Raw genomic sequence first — 20828 nt, 5'->3', positions numbered from 1 at the left:
TTTTTTCAAAAACCTCCTGAACCTAAGACTAATTTTTGATGTTAATTGAAGCCTTAAAAATAAAGCGAGAATGAAATATAATCATCTTTTTTTCGGAGTAGCTGTGGCTACATTAATATTGGTCTCATCATGTAAAGACAATGTCAATAGGGATAATATTGAGAACATTTTTGAACAACAGGACAGCGTGATGCTTAAGGCTGATCTTGATCCCAAAAACTTTCAGCAAGAAATTAACGATAAGTACATAAACCTGTTTACTTTGAAGAATGATAACGGCTTGGAAGCGGTTTTTACTAATTATGGCCAAAGACTGGTATCTCTGTACGTTCCTGATTCCAAAGGAAATTTTGATGATGTTGTTTTAGGGTTTGGAAGTTTGCAACAATATCGAAAAGCCAAAGAAAAATTTTTTGGAGCTACAATAGGTAGGTATGGAAACCGTATAGCCAATGGGCAGTTTAAATTAGATGATTCTATTTACCAGCTGGCCAAAAATAACGGCGAAAACCATCTTCACGGTGGGAACAAAGGATTTGAAAGTGTTGTCTGGAATGCCCGTCAGATATCTGATTATAAGCTGGAATTTACCCGGACTTCACCCGATGGAGAAGAGGGTTATCCTGGTAACCTAAAAGTAAAAGTTCATTATGAACTCACTAATGAAAATGAACTCAAGATAAATTATTACGCGACTACGGATAAACCAACCCCCGTTAACCTTACTCACCATTCCTTTTTTAACCTTTCGGGAGCGGGAAACGGATCTATAAATAATCATAAATTAATGATTAATGCTGATGCTTTTACTCCCATTGATGAAGGGTTGATTCCTACCGGTGAATTGAAGAAGGTGACTAATACACCCTTCGATTTCAGGGAATTAAAGTCTATTGGAAAGGATTTGGATACTACTGCAAATGAACAACTGAGAAGAGCAAAAGGTTATGACCATAACTTTGTGCTTAATAATAAATCATTAGGTTCAAATGAAATTATACTTGCCGCTAGGGTAGTGGAGCCAATGTCTGGAAGGACTATGGAAGTCTTTACAAACGAACCCGGGTTACAGTTTTATGGAGGAAATTTTCTTAATGGTAAAACAAAAGGAAAATCTGGGAAACCCTATGATTTCAGGGGAGCTTTTTGTCTCGAAACACAGCATTTTCCAGATTCCCCAAATCAGGATAACTTTCCTTCAACTATATTAAAGCCAGATGAAGAATACCGCTCTGTCTGCATATATAAATTCGGAACTCTGCAATAGGGTAAGCACTGTTTAACTTTGATCTGCAAATTGGGTTGGAGTAAGATTAAATTCTTTTTTAAATGCTCTGCTGAAGTAGTTGGGATCACTGTATCCCACCTGATAAGCTACTTCAGAAATGTTTTTCCCTTCTTTAATGAGGCGGGTAGCCTTCTTCATGCGCTTTCGCTTGATGTATTCCAAAGCACTCAAACCGGTTATTTTTTTCATTTTAAGGTGTAGTAAAGAACGACTCATGCCTGCCTCATTGGCTAGGATTTCCACTCCAAATTTTGGATCGGAATGAAACTTTTCAACCAAGGAAGAAATTTTTCTCAAAAATTCCCTGTCCTGATTATTGGCCGGAATTGCTTCCTGTTCTTTGGAATTTATATCAGAAAAACGTTTTTCGAGGTTTTTACTGGTTTCCAGAAGGTTTGTGACTAACAAATCCAATTCCTTTAGATTAAAAGGTTTTGCCAAGTACGCGTTTGCTCCGGAACCTAGCGCATCTAATTTCAGGTTTTCATCATTCTTAGCCGTCAGAAGTAAAAACGGGATGTGCTTTGTTTCATTAGTAGATTTGATTTTTTTGCATAACTGTAAACCTGAAATTTTAGGCATTTTCATATCGGATATAATTACATCGGGGTAAGAATTCTCAATTTTTTGAAGCGCCTGTTCCCCATCTTTAGCGGTTATAACCTGAAATTTGCCAGAAAAATGTTTATGAAGGAATTTCATTAACTCAACGTTATCTTCAGCAATAAGTATTTTCAGGTTGCTTTTCTTTTCAATATCTGTAAATTGTGTAACTTCAAAATTGCTGATGATAAGATCTTTGGATACATTAAGAGATTTGTTGCCTTGAATTTCTTCCAATTTTTCTGTGCTTTTTGATTTTAAAATTAAAGGAAATTCCACATTAATTTCTGTACCCTTCAGCAGCTCGGATTTAACGGAAAGGTTTCCATTTAGAAATTTTGTAAGACTTTTTACCAAGGCTAATCCGAGACCAGAACCCCCTGTGTTATCTTCATTTGTAGATTTATAAAACGGTTCGAAAACTTTAGCAATAACTTCTTTACTCATACCAGAGCCGGTATCCGAAAAGGACATCATGATGCTGCTTCTTTTCTGTTCATCGAGGCTGTTGCTGATATTGATTTTTAATTCTACCGAGCCACCTTCCGAAGTGTTTTTTAAGCTATTAGATATAAGGTTCGTAGCGATCATTTCTACTTTCGAAGGATCAAAATAACAGCTATATTCCGTGAAATCTGTTTTAAAACTATATTTGATTTGTTTCCTTTCAAAGAGCGGATGGAATGCTTCGAAGGTATCCTTGAGAAACAGGATAATGTCTCCTTTTCGCAGTTCCAGCTGTGCATGGTCGGTTTCAATTTTTCTGAACTCAAGTAACTGCTGAATTAGCTGGTTTAATTTATCAGCACTTTTTTTTATAGAAATTAATTCTTCAGGTGGTTTGGAATTGTTTGTTTTTTCTCTAAAGAATTTTTCAGCAGAAGCAATGATTAAGGTCAAAGGAGTTTTGAACTCGTGAGAGATGAATGTGAAGAAATTGAGTTTGTGTTTGTTTAATTCACTGATCTTCTCTTTTTCAAGACGCTCCATCTGCACAGCCAACTTTTGTTTATGGATGAATCTCACAAATCTCCAGTATGCATATATGAGGAAGATGATAAAGATTAAATAAATAATATAAGCCGTATTTGTTTTCCAAAAGGGGGGTAGAACAGTAAGTTGTATGCTTCTTTCGTTTTCGTTGTTAAGTGGAAGCGTTTGCACCCTAAATCTATATTCGCCGGGAGCAAGATTTGTATATGTTGCGGTAGTTTTTGTTCCTACAGTATTCCATATTTCATCAAAACCATCCAATTTATAAGCATATTTTACCGCACCTTCGCTACCATAATTTATAGCTCCATATTTGAATGATATTACATCCTGCTTATGGTTAAGGACCAGGTCATTTTGTGAGTTGATATGTTGTCGAAGGATTCCCTTTTCTGTTATGGGAATTTCTTTGTTGAACAATTGAAAACCCGTAAATTGAATCTTTGGAGCTTCCGGAAATGAATCTAGTTTTGCCGGATCGATGATATTAAGGCCATAGATTGATCCAAAATATAAAACTCCATTATCATCTTTAAATGCTGATTTAAAATTGAACTGATTGGTTGTCAGGCCGTCTTCAATGCCGAGGTGTTTTAGATTGTTATTATTCGGATCAAAAATACTTATTCCCTTATTAGTGGAAATCCAGAATTTACCATATTCATCTTCCAATATACTATAGACATTGGTATTAGGAAGATCTTTATTTTCTGAAAACGGTTTTAAACTACTTTTATTTTTATTGCCTATAATAACGCCTTCATTAAGCGATCCAAACCATATATTGCCGCTGAGATCTTCATATGCGTTAACAATTTGAGCATTTTTACCATCATTAGGGAACGAATTGATTTTGCAATGGAATAATTGATTCGATTCAGCCTCCAGTTTAAAAATACCGGAATTGCGGGTACAAAACCAAAGATTATGATTGCTGTCTTCAAGAATGTCATAAATAAACTTGTCTCCTAGAACTTCAGGTTTAAAGAGGGAGAATTGCCCTGTTTGATAATCATAAATATTTAATCCAAACTGGGTACCTACCCACAACCTACCAGAGTGGTCTTTACATAAAGCGTAGACAAAATTGTTAGAAATGGAATGGGGGCTTTTTTTATCCGACTTCATTATTGTAACCTCTCCGGATTTTTTGTCAAACCTGTTAAGTCCTCCGAGAAATGTTCCTATCCAAATATAGCCGCTATCATCTTCTTCTAAAGCATGAATGTTGTTACTACTAAGGCCATCAGAAGTTTTGAGAAAACTAAACTTTTCTGTTGAGGGGTTGTAAATGCTAATCCCGCCGTCTTCCGTACCGATCCATATTTCGCCTTTTTTAGTTTTAATAATTTGACTTATCGCCTTACCGCTGATGGAATTTTTATAGTCACTCGGTAAGACCTGCTGAATACCTAAGGATTCAGGACTAGTGTAATTTACACCCCCGAAATAAGTTCCGATCCATGTAATTTCTTCATCACTTATAAAAATGCTGTAAATGGATTTATCCGAAAGGGTCTCTGGTTGTGAACTAAAAGATTGGGAATAATGAACTACCTTTTCTTCTTTGCTGTTATAAATGAAAATTCCACTCTCGGTACCAAGCCACAACCTGCCACTTTTGTCCTGATCTATGGAACGGATTACTTCGGCTTCAATCCGATTTGTGTTTCCTATTGGTATATGTTGAAATGTATCTTCTTGTGGATCAAATAGGAAAAGTCCTATGGAAGTTCCGAGCCAGATATTATCCCACCGATCTTTAAATAGGCAGTTAATTGTATAAATATTGCTATCAGGATTAGATGGAGGATTTGAATCAACTGGAGGTTTGTACTTCTTTATGATTTCTCCAAAATTGTTTATTAATAATAAACTTTGATTAAGAGCAATAATGTATACATTGCTTTTAAAACTTTCAATATCTACTATAGTCTTGTCTTTTAAATAGTGGTATTTCTTGCCTTCAGGTGTTATTTTGAATAAACCTTTTGTTGTTCCTGCATAGATATCATGAATATTTGTTTCAATGATAGAATTAACTGAACCAACGGAATTATTGAGAATATGTTCAAAAGAATGTGTTTCAGGCAAAAATCGGTCTAATCCCTCAAATGTCCCAATATATAATCCATCCGACAAAGCCTCTATTGTATTGATTTGGTTGTTAATTAAAGAAGTCTTGTCCTTCTCCTGATGATAAAAACTTTGAATTTCTTTCCCGTTAAAACTGTTTAAGCCTTCTCTTGTTCCAAACCACATCAAGCCATTTTCATCTTGAGCTATATCATAAACAGTGCTATGGGAAAGACCATCCTTGGCAGTAATCTTTTTAAATTTTATGTCTTGCCCTTTTAAGCTGGTAAAGGCAAACAAAGGCAAAATTACCAGAACTAATTTTATTAGGAAGATGGTGGAAAAGCGACAGGATAAAATAGTCATAATTTATTTTTCTTAAATGGTATCCTTTAATTAGACAAAAATGCTAGTAGAATGAACAAATATATAGGAAACAAAATTAATATTCATTTAACATTACAAAACAAATTTGATAGTTAACAGCTGAATTTAATTTTAAAGATTCAAAATATGAGGTGCTATATTAATAATTTATAAATAAAAAGGAAAATGAAGTTAATCTTTGCTGTTCATAAAGTCCTGATGAAATCCTCACCTGTAAAATTGATGATAAGCATTTTGCTCTTGTTCATTCCGCTACTTTTATGGAGTTTTAAAGATACGGAACTTGAAGATAGACCTAATATCATCATCATCATGGCAGATGATCTAGGTTTTTCAGATTTGGGCTGTTACGGTGGAGAGATCCATACCCCCAATATTGACAAACTAGGATATAACGGGGTGCGAATGAACGCTTTCTACAACACTTCCAGATGCTGCCCTTCTCGAGCATCTTTGCTGACAGGTTTATATCCTCACCAAGCGGGTTTAGGAAGAATGACCCATAAAACGGATTTGCCGGGATACCAGGGAACATTAGATAATAATACCGTGACGATTGCTGAAGTTCTAAAGAAATCTGGTTATCAAACGGGAATGGTGGGAAAATGGCATGTCTCCGAAACACCGGTACGGCGGACTGAGGAACAATTGGAATGGCTGGCACATCAAAATGATTATGGTGATTTTTCCGATACTTCTACATATCCTACTTCGAGAGGATTTGAAAAATACTATGGCAACATTTGGGGGGTTGTAGATTATTACGATCCTTTTAGTCTTGTAAATGATAAAAACCAGGTAAAAAGCGTTCCTCAAGATTATTATCACACTACAGCAATTGGGGATTCTGCCGTGGCATATGTACACCAGTTTTCAAAAAAGGATAATCCATTCTTTTTGTACGTAGCTCATACTGCTCCACATTGGCCCCTTCAGGCGCCGGATAGCGTTATTGCAAAATATGAGGAGAGGTATAAAATGGGATGGAAACAGATACGTGCCACCAGGTATCAAAGCCTAATAGAGAAAGGAGTCATTAGATCTGACACTTCGCTTCCTTATTTTATGTTTCCTGAACGGGAATGGAGAAAAAATAGGGATACCCTGTGGGATGTACATGCTATGGCCACTCATGCAGCTATGATAGATATACTTGATCAAACTGTTGGTAATCTTTTAAATGAACTTGAGAAAACAGGAGAATTAGATAATACGATTATCTTTTTTCTTTCTGATAATGGTGCCAGCTCTGAACGTCCCTCTGAATACGGACCAGGTTTCGACAGGCCAGGTGAAACCCGTACCGGAGAAAAAATACAATTTCCTGTAGAGAAGGACTTTCTTTCCGGCCCACAAACAGTCACTTCCGGGATTGGACCTGAATGGGCACATGTTGCTAACACCCCTTTCCGGTATTGGAAGGCCCGGGTATACGAAGGTGGAATTACCACGCCTTTCATTGCACACTGGCCTGCAGGTCTTACTAATAAAGGCGATGTCATCCAAAATACAGCAAGTCATATTACTGATCTGATGGCCACCTGCCTGGATTTGGCCGGAGCGGAATATCCAAAGAGTTTTCAAGGCAGATATATTAAACCTACTGTAGGCAAAAGCATAATGCCAATTCTAAAGCGTGGCGACAATCAAAATTCCCAAAAAGATTATTTCTGGGAACATTTCGGCGCAGCCGCACTGCGCAGTGGTGACTGGAAAATTGTGAGACTGGATGCACAGTCCGAATGGAACCTATACAACTTAAAACAAGATCGCACAGAAGTTCATAATCTGTCATATCAATACCCTCAAAGGCTAAATCTCATGAAGGAGCAATGGGAGAAATTAGCAAATCAATACCAGGTTTATCCTGCTCCAACTAATTAATATATAATGACAATGAAAAAAATCTTCCTCTTCATTTTATTGATTCCTTTTTTTGCAACTGCTCAGAAGGCAGAAGATGTTTTAAGATTTTCCATGAAAAGTAAATGGGCGAATCAGGTATCAGAAGATCATGTTTGGAATGTTTATCCAAGGCCTCAAATGAAAAGAGAAAATTGGAAAAACCTAAATGGTTTGTGGGAGTATGCTATCTTGCCTGTTACAAAACAAAAACCTACAAAGTTTCAAGGGGAAATTCTTGTTCCCTTTGCTGTAGAATCTGAATTGAGTGGGGTAAAAAAACTAGTAGGAGAAGATAGTAACCTCTGGTATCGTACTTCGTTTACCGTTCCTGATTATTCAAATACTGAAAGAATACAATTAAATTTTGGGGCGGTAGACTGGAAAGCGACTATTTATATAAATGGAAAGAAAGCTGGCGAGCATACCGGAGGCTTTACACCTTTTAGCCTGGATATCACACCGTACCTAAAGAAAGGTGAGCAGATTCTTACCATCAAAGTTTGGGATCCCAGTGATGCGGGAACTCAGCCAAGGGGGAAACAGGTGGCTAATCCAAAAGGAATCTGGTACACTCCTGTAACCGGAATATGGCAAACCGTCTGGCTGGAAAAGACTTCTAAAGAGTTTATTAGTTCTCTTAAAAACACTCCGGATATCGACAAGGCTATTCTTCATTCCGAAATTTTTCTTGAAGGTATCACGGCTAATAAGATTTTATTAATAGAAGCTTTGAGCGGTGAAGAAGTAATAGCCTCTTCTGAAATAGAATTACAGCCTGGGCAAGAAGAGGTAAAGGTAAACCTACAAATACCAGATCAGGTTTTATGGAGTCCCGACAATCCTCATTTGTATGATTTAAAAATAAAGTTACGGGATAAGGATTCTACACTGGATGAGGTTAGCGGATATTTCGGAATGAGAAAAGTGAGCCTGGGAAAGGATCAGAATGGCTATACAAGAATCATGATTAATGATGAGCCGCTTTTTCAATTTGGATTACTGGATCAGGGCTGGTGGCCAGATGGACTTTATACTGCTCCCAATAAAGAGGCGATGCTTTATGATGTGGAGATGACCGAAAAGTGGGGCTTTAATATGCTACGAAAACATGTTAAAGTGGAACCGGCCGTATTTTATTATGAGTGCGATAAACGTGGAATGCTGGTATGGCAGGATATGCCAAACGGTAATTACCTTGAAGATTTGAGGATACAAGCATGGGAAGAGAAAGATGCTGAAAGATCAGAAGAATCTTCCAGGCAATTTGAAAAAGAATTAAAAGAAATGATGGATTATTTTCATTCTTTTCCATCCATAGTTGTTTGGGTGCCATTTAATGAAGGTTGGGGGCAATATGATACAGAAAAGGTAACCAAATGGGTTGAAAATTATGACCCCAGCCGATTGATAGATTCTCCAAGTGGTTGGGCAGATAGAGGTGTGGGAGATATGATCGATGTGCATCTATACCCAGGACCTGGAATGGAATTGCCTGAAGAAAACAGGGCTGCGGTTCTAGGCGAATTTGGGGGAATTGGCTGGGCAGTTGAAGATCACATATGGTGGGATAAAAAGAATTGGGGATATCTCACCTACGATGGAGAGGTAGAATACAGACGGCGGTTTGAGGAGTTGATAAAGGATCTTGTTAGTTTAAAAAGTTTTGGACTATCTGCTGCAATTTACACCCAAACCACTGACGTGGAAGGAGAAGTTAATGGATTGATGACTTATGACCGTGAAGTGATTAAGATAGATCCGAAAGTGACTAAGGAATTAATAAATCCACTTTACCAGCAAGCGGATGATTTTAATACCATTATTTCAGATTCAGAGGAAGACTCCCATGTTTGGATGATAAGTTATAATCCCAAGAGAAATTGGAAGGATGGCATAAAAAGGTCTTCAGCATGGAAGGAAGCAGAAGCTCCTTTTAGCTCCTATGATAATTATTTTTTGCCTGAAGGATCAAATTGGAATTCAAAAAAAGATCTGTATCTCCAAAAGTCATTCAACCTTTCCTCTGTACCTGAAGAACTGACATTAAGATATTATCTGGATAAATCTTCAATGCAGGTGTTTATTAATGGAAAATTGGTTACCACGGAAAAGCATGAGGGGGGTAGGAAAAGACATTATAGAAACAAGGTTCTTGAGAATACTTCAGCTTATTTAAAGAAAGGAGAAAATACCATCTCTATAATTCTAAAAGCAGAAAGGGAAGACCATTCATTTGACCTGGGTATTTATGAGTCAGGTGTATCTGGAGGTAAAAACGAAAAAGCTATGCCGGTTTCCTCTGGCAAATAAATTATAAACGAAAAAAAATGAACATGCGATATATATATAGAACAAGCCTGTTAGTACTGATGATCTGTTTGTTTTGGAGCTGTGCTTCGTCGGACAATGATCCTGTGGACGCGACGGATGATTTGGGGCAAAGTGACGATGGTCCTGTGGATACTTCTTTTTTGGAGACGCAGAACCTCGGGGTGAACTTCAATGAGCAGTTAGACTATATAGACAACGATGCTTTATTGGCTCTTCATACGGATTGGGTTCGTGGTTTTGTGGATTTTTTCAGGTATTATGAGGATCCTACCTTAATTAGCAGCGATGCAAAGATCACCCGTTACCTAGGCCTTCAGACGTATGGATTTAAAACGGTATTAAATATCAAGTGGTTGTTCCGGGGGAGTGATTACCCTGCTGCTGGTTCTCCGGAGATGGCCTCTCAGATGGCCGTTCTAGAACAAATTCTTGCCCGGGTATGGGATAAGACCGATGTAATCGTAGTAGGCAATGAGCCTTTTATCGAGACGGATCCTGAGGATTACGGAGCGGCCATGTATGATTATTATGTTGAGGCCACCAATGTGGTAAAGGCTTACGGGGAGGAGCATGGGGAGCGGCCTATATTTTTCGGTTCTTTTGACAATATGTACCAATCCAGGCGTCAGAATCTGGAGGTGTTAAATGATTTATTGGATTTTTCGAGTAACACTTCCTGGATAGCTGGTGTAGATCTTCACATTCACCATTCCTCTACCCAGGAGATGCGAGATGCATTGGATTTTGTAAGTGCCCGGATACGTGATGACCAGAAAATGATGGTAAGCGAATTTTCTTTGATGAAACATTTCCGGAGCAATCTTACGGGCAGCATTCCTGTGGAATTTGCCAATGAATATGGTTTCTCGGATAGCTGGATGAATTATGAATATATCGATTATGCTTTAAAGAATGAGGTGGATCGTTCACAGTGGGTGGATTTTCTGAGCCAGAGCAGCTGGTTTGAAAACCGGAAGCATTATCTGAGCAACAGTTTTTACGATGTATTCTCAAGTTATGACAAATTTTTTCTGGGCACCTACGCCTTCAGGCAGAGTTATCCTGAGACGGCGGATTTTACGGCCACGACAGATCCCTGGGTTCTCAACGGGTTGTATGCCAATCGCAGTGTGGAACCTGATCCTGCCAATGGTCGATTTCAATTTAATTATGCCTGGGCGGAAGATTTCCTATCCATTCAAAATAGTTCGAACTAACAATCAAAAATTATCTAAAATCAATTATTATGATAAAAGCCAACTACTGGAAGCTCCTTGTTTCTTGTTTTTCGATGCTCGCTTTTCTTTTTACTGGTCCCACGGCCAGTGCTCAAAACATAAGCATATCGGGGAATGTAACTTCTTTTGATGACGGCACTCCTTTACCGGGAGTAAATGTTGCTGTCAAAGGGACCAACAAAGGAGCTCAAACAGATTTTGACGGGAATTATACTATTCCCTCTGTTTCGGGTGACGCCACCTTAATATTCAGTTATTTAGGATTTGTGACCCAGGAGATTCCCGTTGATGATCGTACCACCATTAATGTAGCGTTGAAGACGGATCAGGAAGCCCTGGATGAAGTGGTTGTAATCGGTTATGGAACGGTAAGAAAGAGTGATTTGACGGGGGCGGTTTCTTCTATTAAGGCAGAAGAGCTGAACCCGGGAGCCAATGCTTCTGTTGAACAGGCATTGCAAGGTAGGGTTGCCGGGGTACAGATCAGCCAGAAAAGCAATGAGCCCGGTGGGGGGTTAAGTGTCAATATTCGCGGAGCCGGCTCAATAAATGCGGGAACCGAGCCTTTATATGTTATAGACGGGGTAATTGTCAATAACGGTTCTATCGCGGCTACCGGAGGTGCGGGATTTACAGGCAACCAGAATCCAAGAAATCCTCTGAACACGCTGAACCCTGCGGATATCCAGTCGATAGAAATTTTAAAAGACGCCTCGAGTACGGCCATTTATGGTTCTCGGGGCTCAAACGGAGTAGTGTTGATTACCACCAAAAAAGGGAAGACAGGATTGCTACGAGTGAATTACGATTCTTACTATGGTATTCAGCAGGCTGCTGAAACGCTTGACGTGCTAAGCCCCACGGAATATCAAACGGTGTTGAATTCTATTATTGACGCCGGAGGGGGTGATCCCGGACAGCGGATAGAAGAGATTCAGGGGGATGGTACCCAGTGGATGGATCTTGTTCTTCACGAAGCGCCTACCCAGAACCACAACCTTTCTTTTTCGGGAGCTACGGATAATATTAATTATTATTCTTCCTTAAATTACTTTAACCAGGAAGGGCTTGTGAAAGGTTCCGGGATAGAGCGTTATAATGTGAGGCTGAATCTTGGTTCTGATTCTTCAGAAAAGTATAATTACGGTATTAACACGAATATTTCCTATATAAAGGATGATTTTGCTTCTACCGGGACGGGTATCAATGAAAACGGGGGTGCGCTTTATTCTGCCATAAATTATGATCCCACCCTTGAACCTTATAATGATGATGGGACTTACCAGCTTTCAGAGTTTATTACCATAGATAATCCTTTAGCGATTCTAAATGGGCAGAGTGCCAGGGGAGAGACTTTCCGGTTTTATGGAAATACGTTTTTCGAATATTTTCTTATTCCTTCTTTATCGGCAAAACTACAGTTAGGCGGAGATGTTCAGGATGTGCGAAGAGATATTTTCGTACAACCTTATACGCTTTCGGGAGCTGGTACAGGTGGGATAGCCACTATTCAAACCGGTCGTAAGGATTATGTTTCAGTAGAAGGGACCTTGAATTACAATAAAGAATTTGGGGATGATAATTTAACTGGTTTGGTAGGGGCTACTTATGAATATTTTCAAACGAAATCGTTTTCTGGGAATGCCCGGGGATTTGCTTTACCGGATTTGACGACCAATGCGATAGGCTCAGGTAACCCGGAGTTGAATAACCTTGGTAGTGGCAGAACGCAGGCTAGGTTTATCTCTTACCTGGCGCGGGTAAATTACTCTCTGAACAACAAATATCTTTTTACGGCTTCCATCAGGGCAGACGGCTCCTCGAGGTTCGGGGACAACAATAAGTTCGGCTATTTCCCTTCAGGTGCTATAGCCTGGAAAATGCATGAGGAAGATTTTCTAAAAGACAACTCCTGGATCAATCAATTAAAACCCCGTGCCAGTATTGGAAGTACGGGTAATGCCAATATTGGCAATTCCCTTACTTTCCAGACTTTTTCGGCTGGGGGCGATCTTTTGTTCGGGAATAATTTCTATAATACGATCTTTCCTTCGCGGCTTCCCAATCCTGACCTTACCTGGGAGAAAGCCGTCCAGTATGATATTGGGCTGGACTTTGGATTTTTTGAAAACAGGATTACCGGTTCTTTGGATTATTTTAATAAAGAAACCACGGATTTGCTTTTGGTGGTTCCACAAGCTCCTAATACCGGATTTACCGGGCAGACGCAGAACCTTGGGGGAGTGAGGAACCAGGGCTTTGAACTGGGAGTGAATGTCAATGTGTTTAGAAAGGATAATTTCACCTGGGATCTATCCGGGAACTTAGCCACGCTTGAGAATGAAGTGTTGGATATCGGCGAGCGTGGAGATATCATCCGTGGCGCTCAGGCGCAGATCCCGGATTTTACCATAGTGAGCCCGGGAGAGACCATCGACAGTTACTACGGTTTTATTGTAGATGGGGTTTGGCAGCAGGGTGATAATTTTAGTGTTACCGAATCCCAAGTGCAGCCCGGGGATGTCAAATATCGTGATATTAATGGTGATGGGGTAATCAACACAGATGACCGTGTGATTATAGGAAACTCCATTCCTGATCTTACCTGGGGTCTTAGCAGTAACATACGGTTTTTTGATTTTACGCTGGATGTGGCTCTTCAGGGCGTGGAAGGAGTAGAACGATTAAACGGGAACCTGATCAATACGTACTCTCCTAATAACTTTAGAAGAAACAGGATTGCGGGACCTTTATTAAACCGATGGACTCCTGATAATCCTACCAATGAATATCCTTCTTTTGTCAATCCTACTTCGCAGGGAGGGGCCAATGCGCTGATCAATACCCGGACGGTGGAAGATGCCTCTTATTTAAGGTTACAGTCGGTACGTTTGGGGTATAACCTTCCGGTGGAAAACATCAGCTTTTTAAACAGGTGCTCCTTGTATGTAACGGGTCAGAACCTTTTGACGATTACAGATTACAGCGGGGTTGATCCTGCGGCCAATGCCAGTGGGAGTAACACCATAGCATTAGATTTTAATGCCTATCCTGTTCCCAGAACGTATTTACTAGGTATCAATGTTGAATTTTAAAAAAAACGCAATGAATAAATCATATTTAAAGATAGTAACCCGGGCAATTGTAGCCTGTCTGCTGTTTAGTTCTTGCGAGGCGGAACTGGACTTGCCCCCCGTAGATGAATTCTCTCCCGAAAATGTTTTACAGACAGAGGCGGGGATCGAGTCGCTTTTGTTTTCGGCCTATGCCAATGACATTTTGCCCCAGGGTAATGTCAAGAATGAAATTTTGGTCAATGAAATCACCACGGATATGAGTTACGTGAGGATCGGAGCTGTAGAGCGGGAATTGACACCTTTTTTAAACTTTAACTGGGATGCTTCTGATCCTTTTTTCCAGGCCCCCATCTGGAACACTCGTTATCAGGCTATAAGGGATGCCAATACGGTGTTGGAGAATATAGAAAATACTTCGATTGAAGCCTCCGAGCAGCAACGGATTATAGCCGAAGCCCGGTATTTAAGAGCAGCGCAATATGCCTACCTCTACCGGTATTTTGGAGTGGTGCCTCTGCGTACCACGACGGACCAGGAGGAACAGCCCCAGGCCTTGCCGCTTCCTTCCCAGGAAGAATTTAATTCTTTTTTGGAAACCGAACTCCTGGCCGCAGCAGAAAACCTTTTACCTCCTGCAGAGCAGGCGCAAAGGGGTCGTGCCACGAAAGGTCATGCTTACGCGGTATTGACCAAGTTCCTGATGCAAACCCGGCAATGGCAAAAGGTGGTGGATATGACCGGGGAGCTGATGGACCTGAATTATTATGAACTCTACCCTGATTACCGCGAATTGTTTTTCGTGGAGAACGAAGGGAATAACAGGGAAATCATCGTGACCTGGTCGTATGCCAATGAAGCGGGGTTTGGGAACCAGTTTCAAAACGGGGCATTCCCTCCTGGTTTTCTTGAGGCGGATAAGATCCCTGAATTTACCTGGGATCCTTCCATGGCTAACTGGGCCACGCAGTTTAGTATAAAAGACGGATTTTATGATTCTTTTGCTGCAGGAGATGATCGTAAACAGGCCATAATAGAGACCTATACCAACAGGGCAGGAGATATGGTAAACCTGAGGACCACCCCTGATAATTTGAGGAGCCTGAAGTATTTTGACAATAACCAGGTGGGGAACTTCTCGGGTTCGGACTTTCCTTATATCCGTTATGCCGATATCTTGCTCTCTCGGGCAGAAGCTTTAAACCGGCTGAACGGTCCTACCCAGGAGGCGGTGGATCTTGTTAACCAGGTACGAACCCGCTCGATAGATGCCCCGTATACCTTGTCCGAAGTAGGGGATCGGGACAGCTTTAATGAAATTATCCTACAGGAGCGGAGCTGGGAATTCTACAGTGAAGGCAAGCGAAGGGAGGATTTGATCCGACATGATAAATTTATAGACTATGCCCGGGCCAGGGGACTTAATGCACAATCCCACCAGATATTCTTCCCGTACCCACAGGGAGAAATCAATACCAATCCAGAGCTTACGCAAAAAGAAGGTTACTAATGAAAGAATGTTTAAAAGCGAAATATTCTTACTTTTTCATTCGAGGTGGTCAGAACCAGACCGACAATTAGATCTAAAATATAGATAACCATAGCATTGATCTTTCTGTAGCATGTTGCTCGGCAGGTATAATTCGAAGAAATTTAAAAGAATATATTTTAAAAAGATTCATATAAAACAGAACATCAAACTTAAAATTATGAAAAATCTAATCACAAGATTCACTGTTATAGTCATGGCGTTTGCAATTGTTATGGCTTGTTCCGATGATGATTCAATACCGCAAAATCCCATTGTAAAAATTACCGGTACTTCTCTTAACTTTGGTAATGTGGACGTTACCGAAAGCTCGCAGGTGAGATCATACACTATTGCTGCAGAAGATCTCAGCAGTCCAATAAATATTTCTGTAGAAGCACCCTTTTATTTATCCCTCGATGCAAATGGCGAATTTGCAAATTCTGTGTCCTTAAGTCCTGATGACTTTGGAAATGAAGCCACACCGGTTTTTGTGAAATTTGAACCTTCCTCTTCAGATGAAGGTTTAATGGAGAAAGAAATAGTACATGTTAGTGAAGACCGCGATAATATTCCAAACATTTCAGTTTCAGGAGTTGCAACCATTCCGGGAGAAGCTATGGTCACGCCTGATAAAGCTTCTATTGAGTTCGGAGATGTAGTAATTGACCAGGTTTCAGAAATTCAAAGTTATATTTTATCCGGATCTGAACTGGAGGGAGATATAGCATTAGAGGTTACCGGTCCATTTACTATTTCGGCAACAGAGGATGGAGAATACTCAAATCTTTTAAGTCTAAGTGCTTCCGATGTTATAGATAATAAAGTGATTTATGTCAGGTTTGAACCCACAGAAGAAGGAGATACTACGGGAACAATAAGTCACTCCTCTGATGATTTTGACGAGACGGTAGAAATTGCTTTAAGCGGCACAGGAGAACCTCTTCCAGCTGTGTCAATAGGTGTAACCCCCACAAGTCTTGACTTCGGAGCCGTACCTATGGACCAATCTTCCGAAGTGCTTTCTTATACGCTTTCAGGAAGAGGTTTAAATTCAGAAGTGGCTATAGAAGCACCGGCTAATTTTATGATCTCCAGAGCCACGGATGCGGAATTTTCAGAAATTCTTACCATTCCGGTAGAAGATTTTTCTTCAGAGGTTGAAATTTTCGTACGATTTGATTCTACTGGCGAAACCGGTGAAAAAACGGGTGAAATTACTCATACAAGTGCCGATGTGGAAATGATCGAAAGTGTACTACTCAGGGCCAGTACTTTGTCTGCTGAAACTAAATTGTTTATAGAGGATTTTGACTATACAGCGGGTGCCCCTCTCCCTTCTACTGATAGGACAGGAGATGGAACTCAGAATGCGTCAATGGATGGATGGCTCAAAGTAAGGGCTGCAAATACAGATATTCCCGTTATTGATGATGGATTGAGCTATGACGGATATCCTGGTTCTGGAGTAGGAAACGCAGTTTTCTTAGATATGGATGAACCAGGAAGTAACAGTAATGTTTATGCTCATAATCTTAGCCAGCAGCAAAACAACGAATTCGCTGGAGCTTATTATACATCATTCCTATTAAAAGTCGATGCACTTCCGGATGATACTGGCGGTGGATTTAATAGGACAGTTATGATGGTTGACTGGATGCCTAATGGTGCTACAAAATTTCTTAGTAGCGTTCAGGTGAATTATAATGCGGGAAATCCGAAAATAGGTGTGATGTACGAGGGGGCTTTTAGCCTTACCGATATTACTCCTGAAGTAGGCGAGACATATTTAATAGTACTTAAACACAATGTTCCGGATGCAGATCAGGCTAACAGTAATAACTCTGCTTCAGTTTATATATTTGAAGAAGGAGGCCTTCCTGCTATGGAACCTGAAGAAGCAGATGCAACAATAGATATCGCAGAAACAGGTGATGAATTCTTTGTGAAGGCTGTTACGGTTGTAAGAGATAATAGTTTTAGTGGAGCTTATGTGGTAGATGGAATACGCGTTGCTACACTATGGAACGACTTATTTGAATAGTTAGTTTAGTTTTTTAGTGAAAAAGCCGTGTCACATCACGGCTTTTTTATTCCTAAAAAAGGAAATTAGGGTAATATATGGTTAGTTTAAAAATATATCTGGGTTTCTACCGTGTGAAGTGTACCTATGAACCAAATATTCACCGATGGCAGCAATATTGCAGATGCTGAACGTAAAACCATTTGGACTCCTTCCGAAGGCACGATGTATTCTAAACTTCACCGTCTCGGAATTCATTTTTTGATATTCCGATTTATATGATCAAGATTGTGTAAAGATTTTGAACAATTCTTTCGATATATTAATTTCTTCGGCTCTATCAAGAGAAATATTGGAGCCATCTTTCAGTTAAAGAGGCTTAATACTATCTATCGTAATTCCTATAAAACAATCATCAGCACAATTATCTTCAACATAACCGCAATTGGAAATTATTCCATTGTTCTCATTTTCAAAATATATTGTAGCATTGCCTCTCTCAATAAGCCATTCCTGTTCCGCTTTATTATATATTTCATCAATAGTCATAGGTTCAGCTCCATTATGATGCGTACCAATTTCAGTTTCCGCTTCAGTCCATTGAAGTTCACTTTCTGGGATATCTTCAGATAAACCTTCTGTAGAAGTATATTCAAAATGTCTTTGTATTATTTCTCCACTCTCTACTGTTATGGTGGTTTCCCAACTAAATCCAACCCAAGAGCCATTCACTACTGTATATTGATATGAATTACCAGAAGATTCTTTAAACTCAAGCCAGACGTTTTTGCTAGCTTCAAACTCGTTTTGATACTCTAAATCATCTGAATCGCAAGAATAAAATATGTTTCCGATTAGTGCTAATACAATTAAAAAGTTTTTGAGTTTCATAACTTCTATGCGTTTTAAGGATGTTTTTAAGATCTGGTAAATGGTTTTCAAGATATTAAGAACTGATCTTGCGACATTTGGTGGGACACTAAGTTATTTATTCCCGAATAGCACAATTGTAGTAATCAACTTTGTAGAAGGATGTTTAAAGTTTATTTCTAAGACCTTATAGATTAGATGCAACTTCTCTTAATTGGTTGCGTCAAATTGCCAATAAACTATTAGCAAATCCTAATTTTAACACCTCTTTTTTTGTTGCAATTATTGGGACAACCAAAATTGTGCCCACAGGTACACATCCTCCTTTGTTTTAATTCATATATCATTTACCAGTTACTACTTAAGAAAGACAGCCGTACTAGAAAAATATAAAAGACCTTGATAAAGATCACCTTTTGGCAAAAAAACCTTTACTACCTTCTCAAATTTAAAAGAAAAACTAAGAAATAAAGGATAGCTTTTGTGAGACAAAATAAAACCTGTTGAACATCATAAGTTGAAAAAATTTGTAACAATGGTGAAAAACTATAGTCTAAACATAGTGGAACTATTACTAAACCAACACCGTAAGATTAAAAGCACTTAAAATGAAAAACAGTATATTTTCAAAAATTTTCGTCGGATTATTTTTATCAATTGGATTGGTCTCTTGCAGTAATGATGATGAAATGTCTACTATACAACCATCAACTAGCTTAATTGAAATGGAAGCTGAAGGTGGTGAAACAGAAATATATTTTTCCAATGGTGACTGGCAAATTGCTAAGGTCCGTAACCAGAATAGCAATATAGCTATCCAGGGAAACATCTATTCACAAGAAGGGGAAATGTTAAAGGAAAATTCTATGTTATCTTTAGAAGACCAAGGCAAAATCGAAGCTTTGTGGGATAGTAAAGGTTTTACAATTATCAGAGACACTCCATCTTCACTTGACATCATGTTAAAAGAAAACAGTACGGGCGAAGAATTTCATTTTATTGTAGTGTTAAAATCAGGAGAGGAAGTCAAAGAGATTGAGGTATTTCAGAAAAAATCTCAGGGATACCATTTTAATAGTATAGAGTTCATCTTGGAAGAAGAAGATGGAGATTCTCTTTTTGTAAAGAAAGGAACAACTTATAGGCACAGTGTATCGGAATCCCAAGAACTCACTGTCTCGCCCTATGGAGGTATTGATGTTCATAAGCAATCTCTTTTTTTAAGTTCCGAAAAGGATGCATTTGTATGGATAGAGAATGATTCAATTATGGTTGAAGTTCCTACTGATATTAATAACAATGAACTTTCTTTTGACGGGGAACAGAGGTTGTACGGCAGATATTCTTCAATAAACCCCCACGGTTTTGAAGAAATGGCAACAGTTACTATTCCTGCTGGACAGTCTGTATTTTTCTTTGAACAGGAATGGCGAAAACGCCAGGTGTCGTACAAACTAAGCTTAATTAACAATAGAACCGGGGAAGAAAAAATTATAGAAGGTAAGTGGATTGAGACTGCACCTACAGGGAGATATTCTATACATTGGGAAGACTAATAATAATAGAATGCTTGATTTAAAATCACATGAAAATGAAGGGGAAAAATTTAATTTCCAGCATAAAGGAGAACTTCACAAAATTCTGTTCAATTCTGTTGTTGCTAATTCTGACTTCTCCCCTTTCTTGCGCTCCCCTCCAGTATAAAAGACCCCATTAGTAATTATGCAGCCAACATCTCCGCCAAAAGCTTTAAGTCCTCTATTAATTGGTTCGAATTTTGTTCCATAAGTGTCGCATTGTGTGAATTTAATTAATAGCAACAGTCTTTTTTTAAATATGTTGCGATTTTTTTTATTGAAAAGTTTAAATTTTAAGTCCATTTAGTCCATGCTGAATTTATATGACAATTTTGTGTGGAAGGTGAACTTACGAAGCCTTTACTAAATTTTTTCAGCTCAGGCCTAAGAATGAATTGAAGCAATTTAAAAGATCTCTTATTAGTTCTATTTTAGCTGACAATTCCTCCTTCTTCATTCTGTAATAAATAAGATCAAAAGACAATCTTTTACATTATTTAAAAACAATTCAGCATAAATGGTTTGGAGAATTTATATTGATAAAGGTATAAATTGCCATAAATTAACTTTTCTTACCATAACTGCGCAGTGGCTCCCTGATTTCAATCTATGTTTTCAGTGGATGGAAATCTTTGGAAGTTCAATTCCTGAAATTTCAGAAGCCTTTCAAGAAAAGTTTCAATCCTAATTTTTCAGTGGATATATCTGGAAGGGTTTCGGGTTTGGATGAGCGGCCCCCAGCTCCTCAAATTTCAATCCTAGTTTCTCAGTGGATCTGTCTGGAAGTGGTTTTTTATGTATTTTAATTATTAAGAATTCTGTCAAAGCATGAAATTTTTGATAAGAATCCCCATATCGAAAATCCATCTTAAAATTCGATTATTATGAAAACAATAAAATTTTAAATAGTCGTCCTGTTACTTCATAAAAAATAT

General features: G+C 38.9%; 11 protein-coding genes. 9 read left to right on the top strand and 2 right to left on the bottom strand.

The features are described from left to right. Positions 1 to 70 precede the first annotated feature (70 nt). Positions 71 to 1267 carry an aldose epimerase family protein gene (locus RM539_RS15040; RefSeq protein ID WP_311504242.1) on the top strand — a complete coding sequence of 399 codons (1197 nt, stop codon included), beginning with the start codon at positions 71 to 73 and terminating at the stop codon, positions 1265 to 1267. Positions 1268 to 1279: 12 nt separating this feature from the next. On the opposite strand, the gene RM539_RS15035 is transcribed toward RM539_RS15040, so the two are convergent. Continuing rightward, complete coding sequence (locus RM539_RS15035) at positions 1280 to 5326, bottom strand: two-component regulator propeller domain-containing protein (RefSeq protein ID WP_311504241.1); 4047 nt, start codon at positions 5324 to 5326, stop codon at positions 1280 to 1282. Positions 5327 to 5512: 186 nt separating this feature from the next. On the opposite strand from RM539_RS15035, the gene RM539_RS15030 reads away from it, so the two are divergent. The 7 genes from RM539_RS15030 to RM539_RS15000 all read left to right on the top strand — a co-directional run bounded on the left by RM539_RS15030 (position 5513) and on the right by RM539_RS15000 (position 17728). Next, positions 5513 to 7231, top strand: coding sequence for an arylsulfatase (locus tag RM539_RS15030; RefSeq protein ID WP_311504240.1), 1719 nt, complete (start codon positions 5513 to 5515; stop codon positions 7229 to 7231). A 12-nt stretch (positions 7232 to 7243) separates the two neighbouring features. Continuing rightward, positions 7244 to 9562 carry a glycoside hydrolase family 2 protein gene (locus RM539_RS15025; RefSeq protein WP_311504239.1) on the top strand — a complete coding sequence of 773 codons (2319 nt, stop codon included), beginning with the start codon at positions 7244 to 7246 and terminating at the stop codon, positions 9560 to 9562. A gap of 23 nt (positions 9563 to 9585) precedes the next feature. Beyond that, the gene (locus tag RM539_RS15020) at positions 9586 to 10800 is read left to right on the top strand and encodes a hypothetical protein (protein ID WP_311504238.1); all 1215 of its coding nucleotides are present in this window, start codon (positions 9586 to 9588) and stop codon (positions 10798 to 10800) included. Positions 10801 to 10829: 29 nt separating this feature from the next. Further along, on the top strand, positions 10830 to 13916 hold the full coding sequence (locus RM539_RS15015) for a SusC/RagA family TonB-linked outer membrane protein (RefSeq protein ID WP_311504237.1): 3087 nt from the start codon (positions 10830 to 10832) through the stop codon (positions 13914 to 13916). 10 nt (positions 13917 to 13926) lie between these two features. Then, positions 13927 to 15405, top strand: a complete 1479-nt coding sequence (locus RM539_RS15010) for a RagB/SusD family nutrient uptake outer membrane protein (protein WP_311504236.1) — start codon at positions 13927 to 13929, stop codon at positions 15403 to 15405. A 199-nt stretch (positions 15406 to 15604) separates the two neighbouring features. Continuing rightward, positions 15605 to 17467, top strand: coding sequence for a hypothetical protein (locus RM539_RS15005; RefSeq protein WP_311504235.1), 1863 nt, complete (start codon positions 15605 to 15607; stop codon positions 17465 to 17467). A gap of 126 nt (positions 17468 to 17593) precedes the next feature. Next, positions 17594 to 17728: a hypothetical protein gene (locus RM539_RS15000; RefSeq protein ID WP_311504234.1), complete on the top strand. Its 135-nt coding sequence runs from the start codon at positions 17594 to 17596 to the stop codon at positions 17726 to 17728. Between the two features lie 87 nt (positions 17729 to 17815). On the opposite strand, the gene RM539_RS14995 is transcribed toward RM539_RS15000, so the two are convergent. Continuing rightward, a complete protein-coding gene (locus RM539_RS14995) occupies positions 17816 to 18337 on the bottom strand; it encodes a hypothetical protein (protein ID WP_311504233.1) in 522 nt (173 codons plus the stop codon). A 587-nt stretch (positions 18338 to 18924) separates the two neighbouring features. Here RM539_RS14995 and RM539_RS14990 point away from each other — a divergent pair. Beyond that, the gene (locus RM539_RS14990) at positions 18925 to 19872 is read left to right on the top strand and encodes a hypothetical protein (protein WP_311504232.1); all 948 of its coding nucleotides are present in this window, start codon (positions 18925 to 18927) and stop codon (positions 19870 to 19872) included. Positions 19873 to 20828: the final 956 nt, after the last annotated feature.

Origin of the sequence: Autumnicola musiva (genome assembly GCF_031846585.1) — a bacterium.
Classification (GTDB): domain Bacteria; phylum Bacteroidota; class Bacteroidia; order Flavobacteriales; family Flavobacteriaceae; genus Autumnicola; species Autumnicola musiva.
The sequence above is the reverse complement of the archived record's forward strand: the minus strand, read 5'-3'. Positions and strand labels throughout refer to the sequence as shown.

Excerpts from the sequence above, each read along its gene's own strand:
- RM539_RS15040 (WP_311504242.1), top strand. The coding sequence starts at position 71 with ATGAAATATAATCATCTTTTTTTCGGAGTAGCTGTGGCTACATTAATA.
- RM539_RS15035 (WP_311504241.1), bottom strand. The coding sequence starts at position 5,326 with ATGACTATTTTATCCTGTCGCTTTTCCACCATCTTCCTAATAAAATTA.
- RM539_RS15030 (WP_311504240.1), top strand. The coding sequence starts at position 5,513 with ATGAAGTTAATCTTTGCTGTTCATAAAGTCCTGATGAAATCCTCACCT.
- RM539_RS15025 (WP_311504239.1), top strand. The coding sequence starts at position 7,244 with ATGAAAAAAATCTTCCTCTTCATTTTATTGATTCCTTTTTTTGCAACT.
- RM539_RS15020 (WP_311504238.1), top strand. The coding sequence starts at position 9,586 with ATGCGATATATATATAGAACAAGCCTGTTAGTACTGATGATCTGTTTG.
- RM539_RS15015 (WP_311504237.1), top strand. The coding sequence starts at position 10,830 with ATGATAAAAGCCAACTACTGGAAGCTCCTTGTTTCTTGTTTTTCGATG.
- RM539_RS15010 (WP_311504236.1), top strand. The coding sequence starts at position 13,927 with ATGAATAAATCATATTTAAAGATAGTAACCCGGGCAATTGTAGCCTGT.
- RM539_RS15005 (WP_311504235.1), top strand. The coding sequence starts at position 15,605 with ATGAAAAATCTAATCACAAGATTCACTGTTATAGTCATGGCGTTTGCA.
- RM539_RS15000 (WP_311504234.1), top strand. The coding sequence starts at position 17,594 with ATGAACCAAATATTCACCGATGGCAGCAATATTGCAGATGCTGAACGT.
- RM539_RS14995 (WP_311504233.1), bottom strand. The coding sequence starts at position 18,337 with ATGAAACTCAAAAACTTTTTAATTGTATTAGCACTAATCGGAAACATA.
- RM539_RS14990 (WP_311504232.1), top strand. The coding sequence starts at position 18,925 with ATGAAAAACAGTATATTTTCAAAAATTTTCGTCGGATTATTTTTATCA.